Origin of the sequence: Microbacterium protaetiae, assembly GCF_004135285.1 — a bacterium.
Taxonomy (GTDB): domain Bacteria; phylum Actinomycetota; class Actinomycetes; order Actinomycetales; family Microbacteriaceae; genus Microbacterium; species Microbacterium protaetiae.
Window position 1 is genome coordinate 893,734 of the sequence record NZ_CP035494.1, and the last position, 22,905, is coordinate 916,638.

The window sequence follows — 22,905 nt, forward strand, 5'->3', positions numbered from 1 at the left end:
CCCTATCCTCGCACCTGAGATTCGGTGCCGCCTGGACCCCGACTCAGGGCAGCAGCGATGCGATCGCCGCGCGCACGCGCGGAAGATCGACGTTGATCGTGGCCCACACCGCGTCGTAATCGGTCACCTCGTAGCGATGCGCGAACCGATCGTGCATGCGCTTGATGCTCGACCAGGGAACCTGCGGGTTCGCGACGATCGTTTCGGCACTCAGCCGCGCGACGTTCTCACCGATCTTGATGATGATCGATTCGGCCGCAAGCCCCAACGACTTCTGCGCCGACGCGAACGAGCGCAAGGCAATAGGCGTCAGAAACCGCATCCTGTCTCGTACGTCGCGAGCACGGCGGAGAGCTGGTCGATCAGTTTCGGCAGATCTCGCGCTGCGGCTGCGTGGAGGATATCCACGTCCGCACTCCAGTACCCGCGCACGATCCGATTCCTCAGTCGTGTCGGTTGCGCCCAACCGACACTCGGATGACGTTCCTTCACCTCATCTGGGATCTGGGACGCGGCCTCGCCGAGGACTGTGAAGTTCCAGAGCACCGAGTCCAAACGGAGGGTATCTGCACGGAGCGAGTCGGCATCGAGATCCCCGACGACCTCGCGGATACGCGTCGCAGCGTCGATCATCTCCCGGATAAGGAGCAACTCACGCTGCATAGAGTGGCCGAGCGTCATGAAGAATCTGTGAGCGAATGTGCTCGCTCACGGCGTCGCGCGCGACCAGGTCCACCGGACGCCCGAAAAGATCCGCAAGCTCATCTTCGAGTTCGAAGAAGGCGAATCCCAGTCGGGCCTCGGGTTTGAGTTCATACAGCAAGTCGATATCGCTGTCGCTACGGCCCTCTCCACGGCTGACCGACCCGAACACCTCCAGGCGCGCGACGCCATAGCGCTCTCCGATCTCACGGAGGCGTTCAGCGTCGTAGGTGATGCCGCTCATGCCGTCATGATAAGCGATTGAACCCGCCCCTGGTATGCCAGACGCAATCCGCCAGAGACTGAATCCATGGCCCTTCACCTCACCGACGACCCGGCCGCCGACGACCTGCTCACCAGGAACCCACTGGCTCTTCTGATCGGGATGCTGCTGGACCAGCATGTGTCGTAACCATGTGGTTCGTTCGTTCAGTGACGCGGATCCCCGGTCAATCGCCGGTCGCGTCGTCGAGGAGCGCCGCGATCGCGGCGCGCACGCGGGGAAGCTCAACATCGATCGTGGCCCACACCGCCTCGTAGTCGGTCGCCTCGTAGTGGTGCGCGAGCCGATCGCGCATGCGCTTGATGCTCGACCAGGGCACCCGCGGGTTCGCGACGATTGTCTCCTCGCTGAGCCGCGCGACGTTCTCGCCAATCTTGATGATGATCGACTCGGCCGCAAGCCCCGGTGTGTTGAGATCGTCGGAGACATACCACTCGTGACCTCGACCCGCGAGTCGCGTGCCGCTGTCACACAACCGCACGATCTCGCGCAGGGACCGTTCGTCCCTCTCGTTCACGCAGCCACCGCAGACCGAAGGATCGGATGATCGGCGGGGAGGCCACCGTCTGTGACCACGTCGACGGGAACACCGAGCATCTGCTCGGCGGCGAGGGCGAACTCGGCGATCGCCAGCAAGCCGACGTCCGATGAGCGGGTGACGAGAAGATCAAGGTCGCTCTGCGTCGTGTCCGTCCCCTCACCTGCGGAGCCGAACACTCGCACGTTGCTCAGCCCGTACTTCGCAGCGAGCCCCTTGAGCTCGTCACGATGCCGTTCGAGTGCTTCGTGAGGCAGAGGACACATGGCCGACCGAAGCCTGTCGACCATCGCTGCCGACGGGATCCGCCGTCCCGACTCGTACGCGGCGATGTTCGGCTGCGCGACACCGCTGCGCGCTGCGAGCTGCGATTGACTGAGCCCAGCTCGCTCACGCAACTCGCGCAGCACTTCACTCATATCATGATGATATCGCGCCGATGGATCCGTGGGAAGGCGGGAGGCCCGCCGCAGACACGCTGCTGACGCGATATGCACTTTAGCCTTGTGTTCATCTTGTACAAGTTGTAACGTGGGATTATGGCATCGGTCACCCTTTCCGAGTTCCGCGCGCGTCAGAGCGACTACATCGCTACGGCTCAGCGCGAACCTGTCGAGATCACGTCGCGCGGCGTCGGCCGGCGAGCGGTTGTCGTGTCACCGGACTTCTTCGACCGGGCTCTCGAAGCCCTGGAGGATCAGGAGGATATCCGCGCCGCCGCGGCCGCGCGAACTGAATCCGAACCTCGCGCGTCTCACACAGATGTGAAGGCTGAGTTCGGTCTGTAGCCACAACCCGTGCAGTACGAGATCGCCTACGCGCAGTCTGCCCTCAAAGCACTGCGAAAACTCGACCGTGGGAATGCGCGCCGCATCTTGACCGCAATCGATGCACTCGCAAGCGATCCGAGACCTCACGGTTGCAAGCAGCTCAAAGGCGGCAGCGGCGAGATGCGAATCCGCGTCGGCGACTACCGCGTCATCTACGACGTCAATGATGGCGAGGTTGTGATCCTCGTGTTGGCGATCGGTCACCGCCGCGAGGTTTATCGCTGAGCCCCCCGAACGGACACATGACAGGATGCGAGAACACAGGCTCTCGGGCGGGAACGCCACCGACCGCGTCGTGCGCGTAGGAGAGACCGTGCGCAAGCCATGGACTGCCTCCACACCCAGCGTGACGGCATTCATCCAGGCGGTTCGCGCGGCTGGTGTGGACGCTCCCGAACCCCTCGGACAAGACGAGGACGGGCGCTCGGTTCAAGAGTTCATTCACGGGACGATCGCCATGGACCGGGACCCTCTGTCCCTCGACGACCTGAGGCGAGTCGGGTCGATCGTGCGCACCATCCACGATGCAAGCGCGCAGTTCACACCACCCGAGAATGTAGCGTGGGAGAGTGCCATACCCACGCCAGGAAGAGATCTGGTCTGCCACAACGACCTCGCGCCGTGGAACCTCATCATTGGCGAGCGCTGGGTCTTCATCGATTGGGATGCCGCGGCTCCCAGCACACGACTGTGGGACCTGGCATACGCGGCACAGGCGTTCACTCTGAACGATCCGAACCAGTCGCCGCACCCCGCGGCTCAAGGCCTCGCCGCATTCGTCGACGGCTACCGTGCAGACGAGGCAACTCGAACGGCGCTACCCGCGGAGATGGGTCGACGAGCAACAGCAATGCGTACGTTGCTCGAGAGTTCCGCCTCCATCGGCCTGGAGCCCTGGGCATCCATGCACGCCAACGGTCACGGCGCGCATTGGGCGGCGGTATCGCACTACGTCGAGGCACACCAGGACATCTGGCTGAACGCACTGGCAGACTGAACGCATGCCCGAACTTCACATCACCGGGACCCTGCCGCCGACCGGCTCGTGTCGCAGCTCTGGCATGAGCTTCAGCGGGTAAGCCCGGAATCACGCGCCCTGGTTGCTCTCGACGGGATCGACGGTGCGGGCAAGTCGCATCTGTCCGCCGAGATTGCAGAGCACGCTCAGGCCGCGGGCGGTCGACCACTCGTTCGGGTCAGCATCGATGGCTTCCACCATCCCCGAAGCGTCCGCCGGGACGCCGGAGACGGTCCGGAGGGGTTTTATCGCGCTTCCTACCGGTATTCGGAGTTTCGACGATGCGTAGTTGAACCGCTGAGACGCGGTGTCCCGATCACGCCGGCGATCTGGGATGTCACCCAGGACAAGCCGGTCAGCGCGGATCCCGTAGCAGTGCCACCCTGCGGGATCGTGCTCGTCGACGGGATCTCCTGCACAGGCCGGAGCTCATCGACGTCTGGGATGCGACGGTCTGGCTCGAGGTGCCGTTCACGGTCAGCGTGCCGCGCGGGAACGCGCGCTTCTCCGGTCGGCATGACCCGAATCCCGAAGCCCCGTCTCACCACCGTTACGTATACGGGCAAAAGCTGTATCTGCAGGAAGCGGATCCCCGATCCCATGCGGACTGGATCTTCGAAAACACGGACCTGACACGACCACACCTGCTGACGAGGGGCGACTCCGACCCACCCTCCTGAATAACGACGTCCCCTGGCCCGCCGACCGCACGCCGAGGCGGACTACGGCAGCAATGTGCAGTCCGGGGCGGCAGCCGCCAGGCGAGCGTCAAGCGTGAGCAGCTGGCTCTGCGCGGCTCGGGCGAGCACGACATACATCGCGTCGTATGCGCTGATGTTGTGCCGTAGCGCGTAGACAGCCGGAAGCAGAGACATCATCGGAACCTGCTCCACCCCGAGCGCCTCGAACTCACGGAACGCCCGAAGCGCCTGCTCATCGGTGATCTGCCGGCTGAGCGACCACCCGCGGATCACGGAGGCGACTTCAGCCGTGAGATGCTGCGGCGCCAACAGTTCGTGCCCGTCAAACAGCGCGGCCGCCCTTTGCCCTGCTTCTGTTCCGAACAGGATCTCAGCGACGGCAGATGCATCGACGACGAGCGTCATCGGCCGGGGCGCTGCTCGGCGAGCACCTGTGCAGCCGGTTCGAGGGTGGCGACGCCACGGCTCGCGATCCGCTCCAGCAGTTCAGCCCGGCTCGGACGTGTCGCCAAGCGGTCGAGTTCGCGCAGCAGATAGTCACTCAGCGAACGGCCCTCGAGCGCAGCCTTCGCCTTGAGCGCACGGCTCGTCTCGTCTGAGACATTGCGAACCTGGATGGTAGTCATGAAGAAAGCATACGACACATGCATGCTACATGCACCCGCGCACAAACAACCTGAACTGCCGTTCCGCGGCGTCCGTTCGGATGCGAGACTGGACGGCATGGCCCTTCACCTCACCGACGACCCGGCCGCCGACGACCTGCTCACCAGGAACCCACTGGCTCTTCTGATCGGGATGCTGCTGGACCAGCAGATAGCGATGGAGACGGCGTTCACCGGCCCGGTGAAGATCGAGCAGCGGGTCGGGTCGATCGACGCCGCAACGCTGACCGGATACGATCCCGAGAAGCTGGTCGAAGTCTTCCGGCAGACGCCCGCCGTGCACCGGTACCCGGGCTCGATGGCCGCGCGCGTGCAGGCACTGTGCACGGCCGTCGAACAGGACTGGGGCGGGGACGCGAGTGCCATCTGGACTCGCGACGACCCCAGCGGCGCCGAGGTGCTCAAGCGACTCAAGGCCCTGCCGGGGTACGGCGAGATGAAGGCGAAGATCTTCCTCGCACTCTTGGGCAAGCAGTGCGGATTCGAGGGTGACGGCTGGCGCGCAGCATCCGCCCCCTACGGCGACGAGGGCACACTGCGCAGTGTCGCCGACATCACCAGCCCCGAGACCCTGGCGAAGGTGCGCGAGTTCAAGCGCGAGATGAAGGCGGCGGCGCGGGCAGCGAAGAAGGGCTGACCCGCACCCGGGCCAGCCCCCGCCCGATTCAGCGCACCGAGGCGAAGAAGGTGCGGATGTCACCGGCGAGCTGTTCCGGCCGTTCCATGGCCGCGAAGTGGCCCCCGTCGTCGAAGCGGCTGAAGTGCACGATGCGAGAGTTGTCGCGCTCGGCGAACACCCGGATCGTCTGGAAGTCGTCGGCGAAGACGGCGACACCGGTCGGTGCGTCGTTCACCTGCGGCTCGGCCTGGGCCCGCGCGTTCTCGAGGTAGGCCCGGCTCATGCCCGAGGCCGCGTTCGTGAACCACGCGATGCTCACCGCGAGCAGGATCTTCTCCAGCGGCACCAGCGAGGTGCCGTTGCCGAACGAGTTGAACAGCTCGCTGTAGGCGAGCAGCCCGACCGGTGAGTCGCTCAGGCCGACGGCGATCGTCTGCGGCCGCGAGGCGTTCATGGTGTTGTAGCCGCCCACCGATTGGAACCACTGCATGTGCTCGAGGCCGGCGTGGTCCTGCGGCGACAGCTTCTCGAACTCGGCCGGGTCGCCCGAGGGGAACGAGAACAGCTGCAGCACGTGCAGACCGAGAAACCCCTCGGGCTGGGCCAGACCCAGCTCGCGGGCGATCATGGCGCCGTTGTCGGAGCCGTGGATGCCGTAGCTGTCGTATCCGAGCGCGCGCATGAGCGCGTCGTAGGCCGTCGCGACGCGGGAAGTGGTCCACCCCGTCTGCGCCAGCGGCTGCGAGAACCCGAAGCCGGGCGCGTCGGGGATCACGACGTCGAAGGCGTCTTGGGCCCTTCCACCGTGCGTGACCGGGTCGACGAGAGCATCGATGACGTCGAGGTAGTCGGCTGCCGACCCCGGGTAGGTGTGCGCGAGCAGCAGGGGCGTGGCGCCGGGGTGCGGCGAGCGCACGTGAATGAAGTGGATCGGCTGGCCGTCGGCCTCGGCGATGAAGTGCGGAAGATCGTTGAGCGCCGCCTCGGCCTGCCGCCAGTCGAACTCCTGCCAGGCAGCGACCGCCTCGCGCAGATACGAATTCGGGGTTCCGGCATCCCAGTCGTCGGTCGGAGCCGGCTGCGGCAGCCGGGTGCGCGCGAGGCGCTCACGCAGGTCGGCGATCTGCTCGTCGGAGATGTGGATGGTGAAGGGGCGGATGTCGGTGATGTTCATGTCTTCGACGCTACGGGGCTAATAGGATGGATTCGTTCCTCTTTTTCCGGGAGTTTTTGATGGGCGATCCTGCGGCGCGTCTTCTGGCATTGCTGGGCCTGTTGCAGCGCCGCGCAGACTGGAGCGGCCGAGAACTTGCCGAGCGCCTCGGGGTGTCCACGCGCACGATCCGGCACGACGTGGACCGGTTGCGCGAGCTGGGCTACCCCGTCGACGCGACGCGCGGCCGCATCGGCGGCTATCGGCTCGGCGCCGGCGGCAGCCTGCCGCCGCTGCTGCTCGACGACGACGAGGCAGTCGCTGTCACCGTCGCCCTGCAGGCGGCGACCGGGTTGGCGGGTGTGCGCGAGTCGGGTGAGCGGGTGCTGGCCAAGCTCGAGCAGGTGCTGCCCTCGCGGTTGCGCCCGATCATCGGCGCCCTGGGATCGACGATCGAACGCGGACCCGACAACCTCGGCAGCGATGCACCCGACCCCGAGGTCGACCCGGCGGCGCTGCGCGCGATAGCGCAGGCGATCCACGACACCGAGTGGCTGCGCTTTGACGTCGGCGGGCAGCCGCGCCTGGTCGAGCCGTACCGGCTGGTCAACTGGCTGCGGCGCTGGCATCTGGTGGCGCGCGATCCACGTTCCGCACAGTGGTCGACCTTCCGCGTCGACACCATGGTGCTGCGCATGCCCACGCACCGGCGTTTCGACCCACAGCCGCTGCCCGACGGCGACTACACCTCGTTCGCCATGCGCACGATCGCCTCGAGCGGGTGGATGGTGCACGCCCGGCTGCGCATCGCCGCCCCCGCCACCGAGGTGCTCGAGCGCATCAACCCCACTGTCGGACTTGTCTCGCCCATCGACGACCATTCGTGTCTGCTGCTGACCGGCGCCGACAGCCTCGATACCGTGGCCGCGTACATCGGAATGCTGATGATGGATTTCACCGTTGAATCGCCGCCCGAGCTCATCGATCGGCTGGCGGTGGTGGCGGCGCGCTATGGGCGCGCGGTGGATGCGGCATCCCGCCCCTCCCCGAAGGCGCCCCGGGTGCCCTAGCCTGGCCTCAAGGAGGTCGTGCTCATGAGCGAGAAGATCGTGGTTGGCGTGTCAACAGCACCGGTGGCCGAGCGGGTCGTCGCGTGGGCGGCGCAGCACGCGAAGGCCCTCGGGCAGAGTGTCGAACTGGTGACGGTCGTGGGCGGCGCCGTCGGGGCGGTCGGCGAGGACGGCGTCGCGCAGACGGCGCAGGGTGCCGCACAGAAGGTGCTTGATGTGCACGCGGCCACGATGAGAGAAGCGGGGGTGGATGCCGCAACCCGCGTCGAGCGCGGCAACCCCGTCGAGATCCTCGTCGAGGCCTCCGAATCGGCCGCGCTGCTGGTGATCGGCAGTGATTCGAAGGGACCCGGATCGGGATCGGTGCGCGGGGCGCACGGCATCCGAATCAGCGCGGCCGCGCATTCTCCCGTGGTCGTGGTTCCCGACTTCGACGTCAGCGGCCGGTCGGGCGTGGTGGTCGGCACCGACGGATCAGAGGTGTCGGCGGGCGCGCTGCGATTCGCGGCGGCCGAAGCCGCCCGCACCGGCGAGGTGCTGACGGCGGTCAGCGTGTGGACGCCGATGCCGATTCCCGGCCCGCTCAGCGGTTACCCCGAGCCGTACCTCGACGACATGCAGGGCGTGACCGCCGAGATCCTGCGCAACGTGCTCGCGGATGTGAGATCGCAGCATCCCGATCTCGAGATCGTCGAGCGCGTCGAGTGCGGCTACCCGTCGACGATCATCACCGAACTCGCGCAGGAGGCCCGGCTGGCCGTGGTCGGCAGCCACGGCCGCGGCGCGTTCGCACGGCTGCTGCTCGGCTCGATCAGCCACGAGGTGCTCGCGCGGCTGGGAACGGTCACCGCCATCGTGCGGTGAGCGAATCGCGACTGCTCAGATGACGCCGATCGACGGCGCATGACGCCGCGTGATGCGATGTGACATCGCGCGGGGCGAGCACGGCGGCGGCGCCTAGCATCGCCGCATGGACGAGACGCTGGAGATCTCGCTGCTGCGCACGTTCGTCGCCATCGACGACTGGGGTGGTTTCGGGCGGGCGGCATCGGCGCTGCGCAAGAGCCAACCCACAGTGAGCCAGCACGTGCGCACACTCGAGCGCCGGCTGGGGCATGCCCTGGTCGAACGAGACGGCCGCAAGGCGAAGTTCACCGGCGCCGGCGAGCGGCTGCTCGTCGAGGCCCGTCGCATCATCGCGGTGCACGACGAAGCACTCGTGCGGCTTGACCCGACAGCGGCACGACCTCTGGTCGTCGCCGCCACCGAGATGATGGCCCCGGCGCTTCTCACCGCGCTCACGGCAGGCCGCGGCATCCGTCCCGCCCCGCCGTTCACGTTCTTGATCGAGCGATCCGGTGCTCTCACCGATGCCGTCGCTGCCGGCACCGTTGACCTCGCCGTGGTCCTCGCCCTCGGCCCCGATGCATCCGGCGTCGAGCTCGGGGCTGTGCCCCTGCGCTGGTTCGCCGCCCCCGGCTGGCAGCCGCCGACCGATCGCCCGCTGCCGTTCGTCTCACACGCAGAGCCACCGGGTCTCGCGCAGCACGCCATGCGCGTGTTGCAAGACCAAGTGCGCCAGGTCGAGACCGTCGCCGAATCGCCCGGGCTTGCCGGGGCATGCGCGGCCGCCCGGGCCGGGCTCGGCGTGGCGGCGCTGCCCGCCGCCGAAACCGATGGGCACGGGCTCGTTTCGCCCGGCGAACTGCCTGATCTCGGCGCGGCGACGGTGCGTCTGGTGGCGCGCCCGGGCGTCGACGAGCAGCTCTTGTCGAGGGTCGCGCGAGCCCTTGCCGACCGTTTCGGGCGGTAACACGGCTTCACACGCCGTCACGGTGCGTCGCGTGTGACCGGCGGCAGCCGATGGGCCGGGCGACGCCGGTTGCCCGTGAGCCGCGGAAAGACGCGGATCACGGCGGAACGATCGGAACCGCTGATGGGATGCCGCACCGACTCTTATTGGACAGTCCAGCCGCGTGCGCCGCAAGCTTTCGGGCAACCCATCCGCGGAAGGAACACGACATGACACTCCCCCGATTCGCCCGGCGGCCACCGGGCCGGCGTGCCCCCGTGGCAGCCGCGACGCTGCTCGCGCTGTTGGCACTGGCCGGCTGTGCCACCACGAGCTCGTCTGCTGCCGAGTACTCCCCCGATAAGCCACTGCCCACCGGCACCCCCTCTGCCGACACGAGTCTGCGCGTGGCCGGGCGCACGACACAGCTACAGCTGCAGGCCGCCGGCTCGGCGATCGCTCCGCTGGATTTCGCCGTGAGCGACTGGGTGAACGTCGGCGCCGGCCCCGATGTCATCCAGGCGTTCCGCGCCGATGCCGTCGACATCGCCTCGAACGCGATCCTGCCGCCGATCCAAGCGCACGCCATCGGCTTCGACGCGAAGGTCGTCGCCGTGCTCGAGCGGCCGCAGCCGAGTTACGTATTCGCAACCGCCCCGGGCACCGACATCTCGTCGTTCGCCGACTTCCGCGGCACGAAGATCGCGTTCTCCCAGGGGCAGTCGCAGGGCGACACGGTGCTGCGCACACTGCAGGCCGAAGGCATCGACTACGACGATGTCGAGCTGGTCGATCTGCCCAGCACGCAGTTCCTGACGGCGCTGCAGGGCGGACAGGTCGATGTCGCACCGCTCAGTGAGCCGGCCGTCACCAAATACATCGACGACTACGCGCAAGACGGAGCACGAGCCATCCCATCGCAGGTGCCTGATCTGCTCACTGTGCTCTGGGCGCCGGCGGAAGTCCTGGCCGACGACGACAATGTGCGGGCGATCCGCGATTACATCCGCACCTGGGCACAGGGACAGGTCTGGGCGTGGGAGCACGCCGACGCGTGGAAGAAGTTCTACTACGTCGACACCGAAGGGGTCTCCGACACCGACGCCGACCGCATCTGGGCGACGGCCAACAAACCGCTGTTCCCCGACGACTGGGACAAGGCCGTGGACTGGGCCCAGTCGTCGATCGGGCTGCTCGCCGACGGCGGGTTCATCGACAAGGGATTCGACGCCGAAGAGCTCTTCGACCGGCGCTTCGAGCACGATGCCGCCGCCGCCGTGGCGGCGCAGTACACGAGGGAGGGATGATGTCCACCAAGTCGATCCTCGCCGAGCCGGGCCCCGTCGTGGGGTCGCTGCCGACGATCCCGCGGGATGCCGCATCCGCGCCGAAGCTCGAGCTCTCGCGGCAATCGCAGCGCCACCGGCTCGGCCGGGGAAGGTCCCGCCCGGGTTCTCGGCTTCTCGGACCCCTTCTGCTGCTCGCGGTATGGCAGGCCGCGGCATCCCTCGGTCTTCTCGATCCCCGCCTGCTGACCGGACCCGACGCCGTCATCCGCACGACGTGGCGGCTGATCGCCGACGGCACGCTCGGCGAAAACGTCGGCACCTCGCTGTGGCGCGCCGTGCTGGGGCTGACGATCGGAACGATCGCCGGTGTGGTGCTGGCGATCGTCGCCGGCCTCACCCGGCTCGGCGAGGCACTCGTCGACGGAACGCTTCAGGTCAAGCGTGCGATTCCGGTGCTCGCGCTGATTCCGCTGCTGATCCTGTGGCTGGGCATCGGCGAGGAGTTCAAGGTGACCATCGTCGCCCTCGGCGTGCTGATACGCATCTACATCAACACCTACAGCGCCCTGACCGGCATCGACGTCAAATACATCGAACTGGCCGAGTCGCTGCGGCTCAACCGCTGGCAGTACGTGCGCTCGGTGCTCGTCCCCGGTGCACTTCCCGGGTTCTTCGTCGGGTTCCGACTCGCCGTGGTCGGGTCGTGGATGGCGTTGATCGTGGTCGAGACCATCAACGCAACCTCGGGCGTGGGCTACATGATGGCGCAGGCGCAGCTGTACGCACAGTCCGACATCATCCTCGTCGGCCTGCTCGTGTACGGGGTCTTCGGCTTCACCTCCGACGCGCTGGTGCGACTTCTGGAAAGGAGGGTGCTGTCATGGCGACGCACTCTCGCGAGCTGACGCCGACGACGTCGACCGCCGCGCTGCGCACCGTCGACCTGCATCGATCGTTCGGCGACCGCACAGTGCTCGACGGCATCGACCTCGAGATCGCGCGCGGCGAGTTCGTCGCCCTGATCGGTCGCAGCGGATCGGGCAAGAGCACGCTGCTGCGAGCCGTCGCCGGACTCGACGACACCGTCGACGGCAGCGGCGAGGTGTTGGTGCCGCCACGGGTCTCGCTCGTCTTTCAGGACTCACGCCTGCTGCCGTGGCGACGCGTGCTCGAGAACATCGTGCTGGGCCGGCCCGGCGCCGAGGCACGAGAGCGCGGCCGCCGTGCGCTGGCCGAAGTGGGCCTGGCCGGCCGAGAGCGGGCCTGGCCGCACGAGCTGTCGGGCGGCGAGCAGCAGCGCGCAGCCCTCGCGCGCTCGCTGGTCGGCGAGCCGCAGCTACTGCTGGCCGATGAGCCGTTCGGCGCGCTGGACGCACTCACCCGCATCCGCATGCACTCGCTGCTGCGCACACTGCTGCGCGTGCACAGTCCGGCCGTGCTGCTGGTCACCCATGACGTCGACGAGGCGGTGCTGCTGGCCGACCGCGTGCTGGTGATCGAGAACGGACGGTTCTCGCTCGACCTGCACATCGACCTGCCGCCGGACCGCAGCGCCGCCCACCCCGAGGTCGCGTCTTATCGCGAGCTGCTGCTCGCCTCTCTCGGCGTCGACACCGACCCGAACCACCATCACAACCGTGAGGAGAACTCATGACCACCGAACGACAGCTGCACTTCAACCTCTTCCTGCACGACACCGGCCACCACGAGGCCTCGTGGCGTCTGCCCGACGCCGACCCGCGCGCGCATCTCGACCTCGACTACCACCGGCGGCTGGCGCGCATCGCGGAAGACGCGAAGTTCGACTCGCTGTTCCTCGCCGACGGACCGGCGCTCGCCGGCGACGTCGGACGCCGGCCGCAGGGCCGCATCGAGCCCACCGTGCTGCTGACCGCGCTCGCGGCGACGACCTCCCGGATCGGGCTGATCGCGACGGCCTCGACCTCATACAACGAGCCGTTCAACCTCGCGCGTCGCCTCTCATCGGTCGACTGGATCTCGGATGGGCGCGCGGGCTGGAACATCGTCACGACGGCCGGTGAGGCCGCCGCGCGCAACTTCGGTCTGGAAGACCAGCCACTGCACCGGGCGCGATACGAGCGGGCCGCGGAGTTCCTCGAGGTCGCCACGAAGCTCTGGGACTCGTGGGAGGACGACGCGATCGTCGCCGACAAAGCGGCGGGGGTGCACACGCTCGCCGCGAAGGTGCACGCGATCGGTCATCGCGGCGAGCACTTCCGCGTGGCGGGGCCGCTGAATGCGCCGCGCAGTCCCCAGGGATATCCGCTGCTCGTGCAGGCCGGTTCGAGCGAAGACGGCAAGGAGTTCGCCGCGAGGTGGGCCGAAGCCATCTTCACGGCCCAGCCGACGATCGAAGAGGCGCAGGATTTCTACGCCGACATCAAGCGCCGGGTGCTGGCCCAGGGGCGCGATCCCGAGCACGTGAAGGTGCTTCCGGGGCTTGTGCCGGTGATCGGCGAGACCGAGGCCGAGGCACGCGAGCTGGATGCCGAGCTCGACCGTCTGATCACCCCCGAATACGCACGGCGGCAACTCGCCAAGACGTTGAAGGTCGACCCCGAAACGCTGGCGTTCGACGCACCGCTGCCCGACGATCTTCCCGGAGAGGATGCCGTCGAGGGATCGAAGAGCCGGTATTCGCTCATCGTCGATCTCGCTCGGCGTGAGAATCTCACGGTGCGCGAGCTGATCGGCCGCCTCGGCGGTGGACGGGGGCACCGCACCTTCACCGGAACGCCCGTGCAGATCGCCGACACCATTCAGCAGTGGTTCGAGAACGGCGCGGCCGACGGCTTCAACATCATGCCCGCCGTCCTCCCCTCCGGCCTTGAGGTGTTCGTGGAGCGGGTCGTGCCGATTCTGCAGGAGCGCGGGCTGTTCCGCACCGAGTACGAGGGCCGCACGCTGCGCGAGCACTACGGGCTGCCGCGGCCCGTCAACCAATACACCCTGGCGTCGGTGCAGTGAGATTCACCAGGATGCCGCTGCCCGGGTCGCCGCGCCCGCCCGGGCAGCGGCATCCCGGGTCGCTGCGGCCGCGCAACACGGCCCCCAGTTATGACCACCTAGCATGGTCAGGTGAGATTTCGTTCATCCCTCCCTCTTCTCATCGTCGGTGGAATCGTCGCGAGCACCGCACTGGCCGGGTGCTCAGCCGGCGGCGATCCGGATCCGGTCTTTCCCACTGCGGCTACGGGCCTGCCCGATGCAACCTCACTCAGCGAGCCCGGTTCAACGGTCGCGGCTGGCGAATGGGGCGTCCTGCAGACCTACGATTCCGTCGGTGATCCCCGCGTCAGCGTTGTCGCGATGAAGACCGGACCTGTGCGCAAGGGCACCGCGTCAGACCTCGATGACGTCACGATCCCCGGCGGACTCCCCGACGACTCCATCGCCTATTACGCCAACATCTCGTACTCGGTGCTCGAGGGAGACCATCACGCAAGCCCCATGCACCAGCTCACCGCCGTCGATACGACCAGCGACGAGCACGCAACAATGCTCAGCGTTCCCTCCGACCTCATGAACTGCCCCGAGCAAGAAACCGAGCAGGCCACTGACGTGAAGCAACAGGCCGTGGGGTGTCTCGTCTTCGTCATGCCCGAGGGCACGACACCGGATGCGGTCGTGTTCACTGCCACGCACAGCGACGAACTCGACACCGATGTCAGCCCACTGACGTTCACTCTGCCTGCCGCAGAATCAGCGTCATAACACCACGACCGATACGAGAGGACAACGGATGATCATCTGGACGCGGTGGGGATTCTTCGCCGTCATCTTCATCGGTGTGGGAGTGGGGCTGGGTTTCGCCCTCAAGGCAGCCTTCGGACTCGGTGGCCTCGATGAGAGTGCGGTGAACGGAATCTTCGTCGGTGTCGGGTTCGTCCTCTCTGCCGTCGGGCTCTTCTTCTTCGAGCGATTCGTCGTTCGTCGCCACCTCGACGAGCCGCGCCCGATGATGGTCGCGCGCCAGCTCGCAGAGTCCCGCCGACTGGCGAACGGCGCCGTGCAGACGACAGAAATGGTTCCGGCCGTCATCCCCGGGACCACCGTGCCCGCCGTCGTTCAGCCCCGATCCACCTTCTTCGCCATCCCTCTGCGACTGTGGCCGTTTCTCATCGCTGTTCTCGGGGTGGTCGTGCTCATCATCAATCTGGTGCGCGTGATGGTCGGTTGACGTCGTCAGCTGACTCCGTGGGCCACGACGCGCGGCGATGTGATCACAACCGGTTCGGGGTCATCCGCGAGTGCGGCTCTGGCGTCGACGGCGAGTCGGTCGCCGAGGATCTGGCTGCGGCCGGCTTCGATGCCGTCGAGTGCGATGCGCGCGATCTCGGCGGGTGGCGTCATCATCGCGTCCATGACGCCGGGGCCGGCGACAGCATCGGCGTAAGCGCGCAGTGTCGGTGTGGCTGCCATCCCGAAAAGCAGACTGCTCACCTGGATGCCGCGCGGAGCGAGTTCGTGGCGGAGCGATTCCGTCATCCTCCAGCCGGCTGCCTTTGTGGCCCCATAGACGTCGACACCGTCCAAATGTGACCAGGCAGCTGCCGACAGTACGTTCAGGATCGCGCCGCCGCCATTGTGTTCAAGGATCGGCGTGAAAGCTTGCACCATCCGAAGCGTCCCATAGAAGTTCGTCTCGAACAGGCGTCGCACCCTGTCGAGGTCAGCGTCGATGAAGTTGAGGTCACCGGCGAAGGTCGCGGCGTTGTTTATCAGAATGTCGACGTCTGCGGCAGCTCGTGCCGCCCCCTCGATCGAGGCGGCATCGGTGAGGTCGAGGCGGATGATTTCCGCCTCATCGACGTGCACGTTCTCGGGCCGTCGAGCTGCCGCATAAACGCGCGTGGCGCCTCGTTCGATCAGCTGTCGGACAAGGTGGTGTCCCAGGTTGTCGATGCCGACTCCGGTGACCAATGCTGTTGCTCCGTGCAGTTCCATGCGCTTCTCCTTCACGTGGCATTCGATGAACTCATCCGAGGCTAGAACGACGATCTGAAGCAGTCGATGCTTTATCTGCGCAGTTTTCTTATCTATATGCGTCACGAAAGACCACGGACGCGTCATAGGATCGCTGGATGGATGTGGTGACAGAAGTGCTGCGCGTCTCGAACTTTCGCGGTGTGCTCGGAGCGCGGATCGAGGCAGGGAGCTCCTGGCAGGTCTCGGTACAGGAATACCCGGGAATGGCGATGCACGCTGTGCTCGCCGGGAACGCCTGGCTGACAACAGGTGACCGAACACCGTTGCATCTCGCGACCGGCGACGTCGTGATGACGCCCGCCCGCGTTCCGCACCACATCACCGATCGACCCGAGGACGACACGGGGGAGCCGACGGTGTTCCCCCCTGACGGAGCGCGACGTGCTCTCACGGTCGGTGCCGGGCCCACCCTGACGCGAATACTGACGGTCTTCTACGACTGCGACCACGCCACCCGCACCCAGGTGGTCGACGAGATGTCCGGGTTCATCCATATCGTCGGAGGCGAAGGCGGGGCCGCGTATCTCGACGACATCGTCACTCTTCTCGGCCGCGAGCTAGATCAGCCGCAACTGGCCACGACCGCCGTCATCGACGGTCTCATCGACATCGTTCTCATCTGCATGGTCCGGGCCTGGATAGCGCTGCGGCCGTCGGGCCGGCGTGGCACCTGGCTCGGCTGGGCTGACGACCCCGTGGTCGAAAAGGCCGTCACCCTGATTCACCGCGACCCGGCATTCGACTGGACGACATCGTCGCTGGCGGCGGCGACGTCAGTGTCCCGAGCCACTCTCTCGCGCAGGTTCGCCGCCGCCATGGGCCTGTCACCGGCCGACTACATCGCTCAATGGCGCATGGACGTGGCCGCCGTCCGCCTTCGCGACACCTCCGACTCCGTGGAGAAAGTCGCAGCCGCTGTCGGCTATCGATCCGTCCCGTCTTTCACGCGTGCTTTCGCGCGCGACCGCGGCCGGACCCCGGGCGCCTACCGATCCCACGCCGTTGAGTCGCGCGCCACACCACGCTCAATCAGAACCCGATACCACTGACGGCGGAACAGGACGAACCAGTCCCCATCCAGAACACCGAAGAGGCCGCGCGGGTGCAGGCCTCTCCGATCCGCACGAACGTCATGTCACCAGGCCTCACCCTCGGCGGAGCGGCGGGCTTCGCGCCCGCAGGGTACGACACAGCCTGAATCTGGGCGTCCTCGGCGTCCACCCACTGATCCCAGCCGCTGTGATGATCGCCGCTCCAACGCGGATCAGCGACCGCTCGCGAATACCAGTGCGTCGAGATGAGGAACTTCCCGCCCCGCTCATTCAGCACCCGGAACCACTCACCCTCGAACAGGACGAACCAGTCCCACTGCCGAAGATCCGACACGTCGGAACGAGGAACCCGACGGGCGGACGAATCCAACGGTGCCGACCCGTCCAGACTCGACGTTCGATAGCGCCCGGGAAGGTCCGCCGTCTTCGCAGTCACCCAGTCGACCGGCACATCGAAACTGCCGGCCCGCCCTGTTCCAAGGAAGGGAATCTCCACACCGTCGATCCGCCCGAACAAGCCCCGCGGATGCAACCGCTCACCCATCGTCGTCACGGGGCCGTGCCGTCAACATGACGCCAGGCATCAGTCACCCTCATCCAGACAGGCCCGCCGGTCGGCTGTTCCTTCAAGACACCGTCGAGGATCGAGTGGAACTGGGAGTTGTTGTAGTCGAGTCGGAGTCCCGCGTAGACGTCCTGCGAATCTGCAAAATGCGTCACATCCTGCAGGCGCGTGACGAACCCTTGCAGGCTGTCGGGAGCGTACCGGTACGTTCCCGTGAAGGCCCGCGCCTCAGCCTCGCCCGACGGGATGACGGCACAGACGGGGGCGGATGCCGCAGCCAGCGCCGGATCGACGAGCACGATGCGCGCGCCCGAGAGCTCGAGAAGGTACCTCAGCTCGCCGCCGCACAGCGCGTAGTTGATCGGCACATGCACGAGTCCGGCACGGGCGCACGCGAGGAAGCCGATGAGGTACGCGTCGGAGTTCGTGCCGTACGCGGCGACGCGATCACCCTTCCGTGCGCCGCGATCGAGCAGCCACGCGGCGGCGCGCGAGACGGCGTCGTCGAGTTCGCGATAGGTGAGGGCCCGCTCCTCGAAGGTCAGGGCGGTGCGGTCGGGGTGGCGTGCGGCGCTGCCGCGAAGGACGCCGTCGACGCTGTCGGCGCGGGGATTCATGGCTGAAGCCTAGCTGGCCGTCAGCGCACCATCACCCCGGCCTCCGCACCTGGCGCGCCCGCCCTCCCCCGGTTCAGTCGTCGCATATGGCCCCCGGAACGCGCTGGGAGGGGCCATATGCGACGACACAACCGGAAGCCCCGGAATTTCAGTCGTCGCATATTGCCCCTCCGCCGGCGCAGGAGGGGCCATATGCGACGACTGAGCGACGGCTCACTCGAGGCGAGGCGCCGCCAGCCCGGACCGCGCCGCCGGCCAGCCTGGCGTCGCTGCGCAGCAGCGTGAAGTCGAGGTCGCTGACGAACAGCGTCGCGTCTTCACGCCGTCGTTTCGGCTCGCTTCGCGGTTCCTCAGCGAGGAGCGGAGCGACGAGACGAAGGGCGCTGAACGAGCGTGATCCCTACGCGCCCTTCAACCGCTCGGCGAGATACTGCTCGACCTCGGCGACCGGCACGCGCTCCTGCGCCATACTGTCGCGGTCGCGCACGGTCACCGCGTCGTCGTCGAGCGAGTCAAAGTCGACGGTGACGCACAGCGGGGTGCCGATCTCGTCCTGTCGGCGGTAGCGACGGCCGATGGCTCCGGCATCGTCGAAGTCGGTGTTCCATCCGTGGCCGCGCAGCGTGTCGGCGAGTTCGCGCGCAAGCGGCGAGAGCTTCTCGTTGCGCGAGAGCGGCAGCACGGCGACCTTGACCGGCGCCAGCCGCGGGTCAAGGCCCAACACCGTGCGGGTGTCGGTGCCGCCCTTGGCGTTGGGCGCCTCTTCTTCGCGGTACGCGTCGACGAGGAACGCCATCATCGCGCGGGTCAGACCGAACGAGGGCTCGATGACGTACGGGATGTACTTCTGGCCGGATGCCTGGTCGAAGTAGGTGAGCGACTGGCCCGACGCCTCGGTGTGGTTGGTCAGGTCGAAGTCGGTGCGGTTGGCGATGCCCATCAGCTCGCCCCACTCGCGCCCGGCGAAGCCGAACCGGTACTCGATGTCGATGGTGCCGTCGGAGTAGTGCGCGCGGTCGTCTTCGGGCACATCGAGCCGCTGCATGTTGGCGGGGTCGATCCCGAGGTCGACGAACCAGTCCCAGCACTCCTCAACCCAGTGCTCGAACCACTCGCCCGCCTCAGCCGGTGGCACGAAGTACTCGATCTCCATCTGCTCGAACTCGCGAGTGCGAAAGATGAAGTTGCCCGGAGTGATCTCGTTGCGGAACGCCTTGCCCACCTGACCGACGCCGAACGGCGGCTTCTTGCGCGAGGTCTGCACGACATTGGCGAAGTTGATGAAGATGCCCTGCGCCGTCTCGGGGCGCAGGTAGTTCAGCCCCGACTCGTCTTCGACGACGCCGAGGTAGGTCTTCATCAGGCCCGAGAACTCTTTCGGCTCGGTGTACTTGCCCTTCGTGCCACAGTTCGGGCACGGCACGTCGGCCAGCCCGTTCTCGGCCTTGCGGCCCTTGCGCGCCTCGAAGTCTTCGATGAGCGTGTCGGCGCGGAACCGCTTGTGGCACTGCAGGCACTCCACGAGCGGGTCGGTGAAGGTCGCCAGGTGCCCCGAGGCCTCCCACACGCGCTTGGGCAGCACGACCGACGAGTCGAGCCCCACCATGTCGCCGCGGCCGCGCACGAACGTCTGCCACCACTGCCGCCGGATGTTCTCCTTCAGCTCGGTGCCCAGGGAGCCGTAGTCCCACGCCGAGCGCGAACCACCGTAGATCTCACCGGCCTGGAACACGAACCCGCGATGGCGGGCGAGGGCGATGACTTTGTCGAGGCGAGAGGGCTCGGCCACGGTGGCTCCAATGGTCGGTAGGGGGAGAAAGAAGAAAAGAGGATGCCGCATGCAGCGGCATCCTCGATTCTATCGGCGGGGTCTGAGAGAGCCCGCCGCCCTCACTTGATGAACGGGATCGTCAACGGATACGTGTAGAACTCGCCCTTGTTGGCTTTCACCGCGGCGATGATCGAGAACACGACGTTCAAGATCGCCGCGGCGATGATGATGAAGACGCCGATGATGATGAACGTCAAGATGATGCCGACGATGAACGCGATGATCAGCGTGAGCTGGAAGTTCAGCGCCGCCTTGGTGTGCGCGTTGATGAACGGTCCGCGGTCCTTGAGAACGAGATACCCGATCAGTGCCGGCAGGAACTCGAAGAAGATGCCGCCGATGTGGATCAGAGTGGCCCAGAGCTTCTCGTCGGCGGGGTTCAGCGGCTGCGGCGCCTGACCGTAGGGGCCCTGCGGCGGCACGGGCGGCTGCTGCGGGGGCTGCTGCGGAGGAATCGGCGGTGTCGTCATGGCGCCTAATCATAGGGGTGGGCCGATGCCGGGCGCCAGGGTGGTCGACGCTCTTATGTGCGATGACCAGGTCACGCGGGGAGACGAGCAGGGATGCCGAGGCCTTCGGCCACCTGCGCCATCCGGATGTCATAGGTCCACAGCTCGTCAGTCCCAAGGGCGAGAGCAGTCGCGATGTGGATGGCATCAAGCGTGCGCAATACCGGGGGGCCGATGACTCGCGCGCTCTCGAGGATCGGACGCGTCATCTGAACGAGCGAGACCCCGACGAATGCCTCATACGTACCGGCCGTCACATCTCGCTGATCTTCAGCTTCGAGCCGTGCACGCATAGCACGGGCCACTTCGATCCGAGCGAGTATCGACGACGCGAACTGGGCGCCCGCCCCGGCTGCACCATCGATCGCGCTGCGCAGCTCGGCGGCACCCTGCTCGTTCGCCACACGCTTCACCAGCGCGCTGGAGTCGATATAGACAGTCGTCACAGTCGCTCTTCGCGCAACTCGTCGAGAACGTCGACCATCGAACTTCCCGGCGGCGGACTGACCCATGCCCTCACCGGGCGCATGGATTCCGTCGGGGGCTCAACCCAATCGGGCCACTGTCGTGCGCGGAGTTGATGCTGTGTGAGGCCGAGATGCTCGTCTACGGCGCGGCGGAGAATTTCCTGCTGGCTGAGCCCCGTGCGTTCAGACTCGGCACGAAGCGCATCAGCGGCGTCGGGTCGCAACCGGAGGTTCATGGCCATGAACTCATGGTACCACTTCACCGTCGAACTGGTACCACTTGGGTGACAGATGTCCTGGTCATGGATGCCGCAGGCAACGCAGACTGGAGCCATGCCCAAACCCGAGATGATCGACGACGACGCGCTCGACGATCTCGAGCGCGAGCTGATGGGCCGCGCGCGCGGGCGTGTGCTCGAGCTCGGAGCCGGACGCGGCGAGAACTTCGGCGCCTTCGCGCCCGACATCCTCTGGCAGGGACTCGAGCCCGACCCCGAGCGGCGCGCGGAACTCACGCGGCGAGCGCGCGAGTGGAGTCATGAGGCTTTGCCGATGGATGCTGTTGCCGAGCACGTGCCGCTGGAGGCGGCATCCGTCGACACCGTCGTGGCGACCTACGTGCTGTGCACCGTCGACGACGTTCTCATGGCGCTGCACGAGGCGCGGCGGGTGCTGGTGCCGGGCGGAAGGATGCTGCTGGTCGAGCACGTGCTCGCGCCGCACAGCGCGACCATGCGCACTCTGCAGCGCGTGGCGACGCCGTTCACCAAGCGCTGGTGCGGCGGATGCCACCAAGACCGCGACCCCCTGCCCGCGCTGCGCGCGGCCGGCTTCGCCGACGTCGAGGTGCGCCACCGGCGCGTGCACGACCGGCCGCTGCCGCCCGAGTCGATTTTGCTGTATGAGGGGGTTGTGGCGGAGTAGGGGCAGCGCCCGCGGGTGCCGTCGCCGGGGCGCGGCGTCGGGCCCGGCGTTGGGTCCGGCGTTCAAAACACAGCCCATCTGTGCGCGATCGGCTCAATTCGGGGGGTTTACGGCGTCGAAAGCTCGAGACGGGCTGAGTTTTGAACGCGCGCGGCGGAAGATGCGGCTACTTCTTGGCGTCGATCACGAGTTCCGGACGAATCACACCGCTTCGAATGATCCGTCCCAGCTCATCAACATCCGCGTTGAAACTGTTTTGTCTCCGGATCTCCTTGCGCATTGCATCGAGAACAGCGGGACTACGAAGGACATCGGCGAGCGCCTGCGGCGAGGTCGCCGCCTGACGCTTCCAGAGTTCACTGATGGTGTCACGCTTGAGCGCAGACCGATGCAAGTGGAAGAGTCTCTCGACCTTCTTCGCCGTCGTCTCGTCACCCAGCACATCGACCTCCAGAGCGAGCGTGGTTGACACCTGCTGCCCAGTGACGACTGTGACGTGATACGCCTGCCATGTCTGTCCGTTGGTGAGGATGATCCACTCCAGCCCCTCCTTAACGGCGTACGTCTCAACCTGGCGCAGATGACGGGCGTTGAGCTGCTGCGCGGCGCGCTTCACTTCGATGAAAGCCACGAGTTGCTTCTCGATGCGCACCCCATAGTCGGCGAACTCGCCGCGTACCGCGTATTCCGTCGTGAGGTCTTCGTATTTGTCGTACCCGAGCGCAACACACAGGAAGTCGGTGACCAGCAGGCGCGTGTCGCCCTCATTGGCGTCACGCTGCACCAGTTCTTGAAGAGGCTTCTGAAACTTGCGGAGTGCGGTTCGAATGTCGTCCTTCGCGTCGGCTTCCCATTTCGGTCCGGCGGGTTTCGCGGAGGGGGTGGCTGTCTCACTCATTCATGCTCCTCATGCATCGGGGGTTGGGAGGTGTGGTTTCTGCACGTCGCTGTCAGCCAGCGGCGATCTCAACTCGCCCTGCGACTGCGGGTTGTTGGGGCGAAGTGCGCCAGCGTGAGCCCCTCAATAAGCGAACCCGGCTCAACATCGAGCGCGACCGCGATGCGCACGAGGCTGTGGATGCTGGGGGTCGCCCGCCCGCCCTCATAGCTGCGGATGTTCGACGAGTCGATGCCGGTGGCTGCCGCCAGCTGATCCTGGGTCATCTTTCGCCCCTGGCGGGCCCGCACTATCTGCGTGCCGATATGCGCGGCTGCGGCAGAGGGGACTCGAGGCACCTCTCAAGGGTCTTGGCCACCGGTTCATCGCGCC

At 66.7% G+C, this 22,905-nt stretch carries 33 protein-coding genes and 1 pseudogene; 16 read left to right on the forward strand and 18 right to left on the reverse strand.

Going from position 1 to position 22,905, the window contains the following annotated elements; genetic code table 11:
- Positions 1-43 precede the first annotated feature (43 nt).
- Genes ET475_RS04010 through ET475_RS04020 form a run of 3 tightly spaced genes read right to left on the reverse strand, consistent with a single transcriptional unit; the run spans position 44 to position 946 of the window.
- Positions 44-322, reverse strand: coding sequence for a HepT-like ribonuclease domain-containing protein (locus tag ET475_RS04010; RefSeq protein ID WP_129386247.1), 279 nt, complete (start codon positions 320-322; stop codon positions 44-46).
- Positions 310-681, reverse strand: coding sequence for a HepT-like ribonuclease domain-containing protein (locus tag ET475_RS04015; protein WP_242497757.1), 372 nt, complete (start codon positions 679-681; stop codon positions 310-312). Before ET475_RS04015 ends, ET475_RS04010 begins: the two co-directional genes overlap by 13 nt.
- Positions 653-946, reverse strand: a complete 294-nt coding sequence (locus ET475_RS04020; RefSeq protein WP_129386249.1) for a nucleotidyltransferase family protein — start codon at positions 944-946, stop codon at positions 653-655. The genes ET475_RS04015 and ET475_RS04020 overlap by 29 nt, the downstream gene beginning before the upstream one ends.
- Before the next feature lie 66 nt (positions 947-1,012).
- Here ET475_RS04020 and ET475_RS04025 point away from each other — a divergent pair.
- Positions 1,013-1,111 (forward strand): annotated as a pseudogene (locus ET475_RS04025) (HhH-GPD-type base excision DNA repair protein); the annotation flags it as partial.
- A 40-nt stretch (positions 1,112-1,151) separates the two neighbouring features.
- On the opposite strand, the gene ET475_RS04030 reads toward ET475_RS04025, so the two are convergent.
- Together ET475_RS04030 and ET475_RS04035 are read right to left on the reverse strand one after the other, a co-directional pair.
- On the reverse strand, positions 1,152-1,502 hold the full coding sequence (locus ET475_RS04030) for a HepT-like ribonuclease domain-containing protein (RefSeq protein ID WP_129386251.1): 351 nt from the start codon (positions 1,500-1,502) through the stop codon (positions 1,152-1,154).
- Positions 1,499-1,942 (reverse strand): helix-turn-helix domain-containing protein, encoded by a 444-nt coding sequence (locus ET475_RS04035; RefSeq protein WP_129386253.1) that lies wholly within the window; start codon positions 1,940-1,942, stop codon positions 1,499-1,501. The genes ET475_RS04030 and ET475_RS04035 overlap by 4 nt, the downstream gene beginning before the upstream one ends.
- Before the next feature lie 120 nt (positions 1,943-2,062).
- Between ET475_RS04035 and ET475_RS04040 the strand changes: the two genes are divergently transcribed.
- The 3 genes from ET475_RS04040 (at position 2,063) to ET475_RS04050 (ending at position 3,350) form a co-directional block, all read left to right on the forward strand.
- Positions 2,063-2,311 (forward strand): type II toxin-antitoxin system Phd/YefM family antitoxin, encoded by a 249-nt coding sequence (locus ET475_RS04040; protein ID WP_129386255.1) that lies wholly within the window; start codon positions 2,063-2,065, stop codon positions 2,309-2,311.
- Between the two features lie 9 nt (positions 2,312-2,320).
- Positions 2,321-2,578, forward strand: coding sequence for a type II toxin-antitoxin system RelE family toxin (locus ET475_RS04045; protein WP_129386258.1), 258 nt, complete (start codon positions 2,321-2,323; stop codon positions 2,576-2,578).
- Between the two features lie 232 nt (positions 2,579-2,810).
- Positions 2,811-3,350, forward strand: a complete 540-nt coding sequence (locus tag ET475_RS04050; protein ID WP_340638600.1) for a phosphotransferase — start codon at positions 2,811-2,813, stop codon at positions 3,348-3,350.
- Between the two features lie 90 nt (positions 3,351-3,440).
- Here ET475_RS04050 and ET475_RS18240 read toward each other — a convergent pair whose 3' ends face one another.
- The 3 genes from ET475_RS18240 to ET475_RS04065 all read right to left on the reverse strand — a co-directional run bounded on the left by ET475_RS18240 (position 3,441) and on the right by ET475_RS04065 (position 4,698).
- Complete coding sequence (locus ET475_RS18240) at positions 3,441-3,572, reverse strand: hypothetical protein (protein ID WP_277985764.1); 132 nt, start codon at positions 3,570-3,572, stop codon at positions 3,441-3,443.
- Between the two features lie 521 nt (positions 3,573-4,093).
- Positions 4,094-4,477: a type II toxin-antitoxin system VapC family toxin gene (locus tag ET475_RS04060; protein ID WP_129386262.1), complete on the reverse strand. Its 384-nt coding sequence runs from the start codon at positions 4,475-4,477 to the stop codon at positions 4,094-4,096.
- A complete protein-coding gene (locus ET475_RS04065) occupies positions 4,474-4,698 on the reverse strand; it encodes a FitA-like ribbon-helix-helix domain-containing protein (protein WP_207205401.1) in 225 nt (74 codons plus the stop codon). The genes ET475_RS04060 and ET475_RS04065 overlap by 4 nt, the downstream gene beginning before the upstream one ends.
- Positions 4,699-4,795: 97 nt before the next feature.
- Here ET475_RS04065 and ET475_RS04070 point away from each other — a divergent pair, with 97 nt between their 5' ends.
- Positions 4,796-5,374, forward strand: coding sequence for an HhH-GPD-type base excision DNA repair protein (locus ET475_RS04070; RefSeq protein WP_129386264.1), 579 nt, complete (start codon positions 4,796-4,798; stop codon positions 5,372-5,374).
- 28 nt (positions 5,375-5,402) lie between these two features.
- Here ET475_RS04070 and ET475_RS04075 read toward each other — a convergent pair whose 3' ends face one another.
- Positions 5,403-6,530: an epoxide hydrolase family protein gene (locus ET475_RS04075; protein ID WP_129386266.1), complete on the reverse strand. Its 1,128-nt coding sequence runs from the start codon at positions 6,528-6,530 to the stop codon at positions 5,403-5,405.
- 59 nt (positions 6,531-6,589) lie between these two features.
- Between ET475_RS04075 and ET475_RS04080 the strand changes: the two genes are divergently transcribed.
- From ET475_RS04080 to ET475_RS04120, 9 genes are all read left to right on the forward strand, one after another.
- Complete coding sequence (locus ET475_RS04080) at positions 6,590-7,579, forward strand: helix-turn-helix transcriptional regulator (RefSeq protein ID WP_129386268.1); 990 nt, start codon at positions 6,590-6,592, stop codon at positions 7,577-7,579.
- Positions 7,580-7,603: 24 nt separating this feature from the next.
- Positions 7,604-8,443, forward strand: coding sequence for a universal stress protein (locus ET475_RS04085; RefSeq protein WP_129386270.1), 840 nt, complete (start codon positions 7,604-7,606; stop codon positions 8,441-8,443).
- Between the two features lie 106 nt (positions 8,444-8,549).
- Positions 8,550-9,392: a LysR family transcriptional regulator gene (locus ET475_RS04090; RefSeq protein WP_129386272.1), complete on the forward strand. Its 843-nt coding sequence runs from the start codon at positions 8,550-8,552 to the stop codon at positions 9,390-9,392.
- Between the two features lie 209 nt (positions 9,393-9,601).
- Positions 9,602-10,678, forward strand: coding sequence for an ABC transporter substrate-binding protein (locus ET475_RS04095; RefSeq protein ID WP_129386274.1), 1,077 nt, complete (start codon positions 9,602-9,604; stop codon positions 10,676-10,678).
- On the forward strand, positions 10,678-11,565 hold the full coding sequence (locus tag ET475_RS04100; RefSeq protein ID WP_129393646.1) for an ABC transporter permease: 888 nt from the start codon (positions 10,678-10,680) through the stop codon (positions 11,563-11,565). Before ET475_RS04095 ends, ET475_RS04100 begins: the two co-directional genes overlap by 1 nt.
- Positions 11,541-12,314: an ABC transporter ATP-binding protein gene (locus ET475_RS04105; RefSeq protein ID WP_129386276.1), complete on the forward strand. Its 774-nt coding sequence runs from the start codon at positions 11,541-11,543 to the stop codon at positions 12,312-12,314. Before ET475_RS04100 ends, ET475_RS04105 begins: the two co-directional genes overlap by 25 nt.
- On the forward strand, positions 12,311-13,648 hold the full coding sequence (locus ET475_RS04110; protein ID WP_129386278.1) for an LLM class flavin-dependent oxidoreductase: 1,338 nt from the start codon (positions 12,311-12,313) through the stop codon (positions 13,646-13,648). The genes ET475_RS04105 and ET475_RS04110 overlap by 4 nt, the downstream gene beginning before the upstream one ends.
- A gap of 111 nt (positions 13,649-13,759) precedes the next feature.
- Positions 13,760-14,395 carry a hypothetical protein gene (locus ET475_RS04115; RefSeq protein WP_129386280.1) on the forward strand — a complete coding sequence of 212 codons (636 nt, stop codon included), beginning with the start codon at positions 13,760-13,762 and terminating at the stop codon, positions 14,393-14,395.
- A gap of 28 nt (positions 14,396-14,423) precedes the next feature.
- Positions 14,424-14,861 (forward strand): hypothetical protein, encoded by a 438-nt coding sequence (locus ET475_RS04120; protein ID WP_129386282.1) that lies wholly within the window; start codon positions 14,424-14,426, stop codon positions 14,859-14,861.
- 5 nt (positions 14,862-14,866) lie between these two features.
- On the opposite strand, the gene ET475_RS04125 is transcribed toward ET475_RS04120, so the two are convergent.
- A complete protein-coding gene (locus ET475_RS04125) occupies positions 14,867-15,754 on the reverse strand; it encodes an SDR family NAD(P)-dependent oxidoreductase (protein ID WP_207205402.1) in 888 nt (295 codons plus the stop codon).
- Between the two features lie 11 nt (positions 15,755-15,765).
- Between ET475_RS04125 and ET475_RS04130 the strand changes: the two genes are divergently transcribed.
- Positions 15,766-16,719 carry an AraC family transcriptional regulator gene (locus tag ET475_RS04130; RefSeq protein ID WP_207205403.1) on the forward strand — a complete coding sequence of 318 codons (954 nt, stop codon included), beginning with the start codon at positions 15,766-15,768 and terminating at the stop codon, positions 16,717-16,719.
- On the opposite strand, the gene ET475_RS04135 is transcribed toward ET475_RS04130, so the two are convergent.
- The 6 genes from ET475_RS04135 to ET475_RS17760 all read right to left on the reverse strand — a co-directional run bounded on the left by ET475_RS04135 (position 16,700) and on the right by ET475_RS17760 (position 20,953).
- Positions 16,700-17,275: a hypothetical protein gene (locus ET475_RS04135; RefSeq protein WP_129386284.1), complete on the reverse strand. Its 576-nt coding sequence runs from the start codon at positions 17,273-17,275 to the stop codon at positions 16,700-16,702. The two genes, ET475_RS04130 and ET475_RS04135, sit on opposite strands and share 20 nt — an antisense overlap.
- A complete protein-coding gene (locus tag ET475_RS04140) occupies positions 17,272-17,904 on the reverse strand; it encodes an AMP-binding protein (protein WP_129386286.1) in 633 nt (210 codons plus the stop codon). The genes ET475_RS04135 and ET475_RS04140 overlap by 4 nt, the downstream gene beginning before the upstream one ends.
- A gap of 400 nt (positions 17,905-18,304) precedes the next feature.
- The gene (locus tag ET475_RS04145; protein WP_129386288.1) at positions 18,305-19,693 is read right to left on the reverse strand and encodes a glycine--tRNA ligase; all 1,389 of its coding nucleotides are present in this window, start codon (positions 19,691-19,693) and stop codon (positions 18,305-18,307) included.
- A 101-nt stretch (positions 19,694-19,794) separates the two neighbouring features.
- The gene (locus tag ET475_RS04150) at positions 19,795-20,205 is read right to left on the reverse strand and encodes a DUF4870 domain-containing protein (RefSeq protein WP_129386290.1); all 411 of its coding nucleotides are present in this window, start codon (positions 20,203-20,205) and stop codon (positions 19,795-19,797) included.
- A 71-nt stretch (positions 20,206-20,276) separates the two neighbouring features.
- Positions 20,277-20,690, reverse strand: coding sequence for a type II toxin-antitoxin system VapC family toxin (locus ET475_RS04155; protein ID WP_165310726.1), 414 nt, complete (start codon positions 20,688-20,690; stop codon positions 20,277-20,279).
- Positions 20,687-20,953 carry a ribbon-helix-helix protein, CopG family gene (locus ET475_RS17760; protein ID WP_165310728.1) on the reverse strand — a complete coding sequence of 89 codons (267 nt, stop codon included), beginning with the start codon at positions 20,951-20,953 and terminating at the stop codon, positions 20,687-20,689. The genes ET475_RS04155 and ET475_RS17760 overlap by 4 nt, the downstream gene beginning before the upstream one ends.
- A 91-nt stretch (positions 20,954-21,044) precedes the next feature.
- On the opposite strand from ET475_RS17760, the gene ET475_RS04160 reads away from it, so the two are divergent.
- Positions 21,045-21,635, forward strand: a complete 591-nt coding sequence (locus ET475_RS04160; RefSeq protein ID WP_165310730.1) for a class I SAM-dependent methyltransferase — start codon at positions 21,045-21,047, stop codon at positions 21,633-21,635.
- A gap of 166 nt (positions 21,636-21,801) precedes the next feature.
- Here ET475_RS04160 and ET475_RS04165 read toward each other — a convergent pair whose 3' ends face one another.
- Together ET475_RS04165 and ET475_RS04170 are read right to left on the reverse strand one after the other, a co-directional pair.
- A complete protein-coding gene (locus tag ET475_RS04165) occupies positions 21,802-22,533 on the reverse strand; it encodes a type I restriction enzyme HsdR N-terminal domain-containing protein (protein WP_129386296.1) in 732 nt (243 codons plus the stop codon).
- Between the two features lie 68 nt (positions 22,534-22,601).
- The gene (locus ET475_RS04170) at positions 22,602-22,871 is read right to left on the reverse strand and encodes a helix-turn-helix domain-containing protein (RefSeq protein ID WP_129386298.1); all 270 of its coding nucleotides are present in this window, start codon (positions 22,869-22,871) and stop codon (positions 22,602-22,604) included.
- Positions 22,872-22,905: the final 34 nt, after the last annotated feature.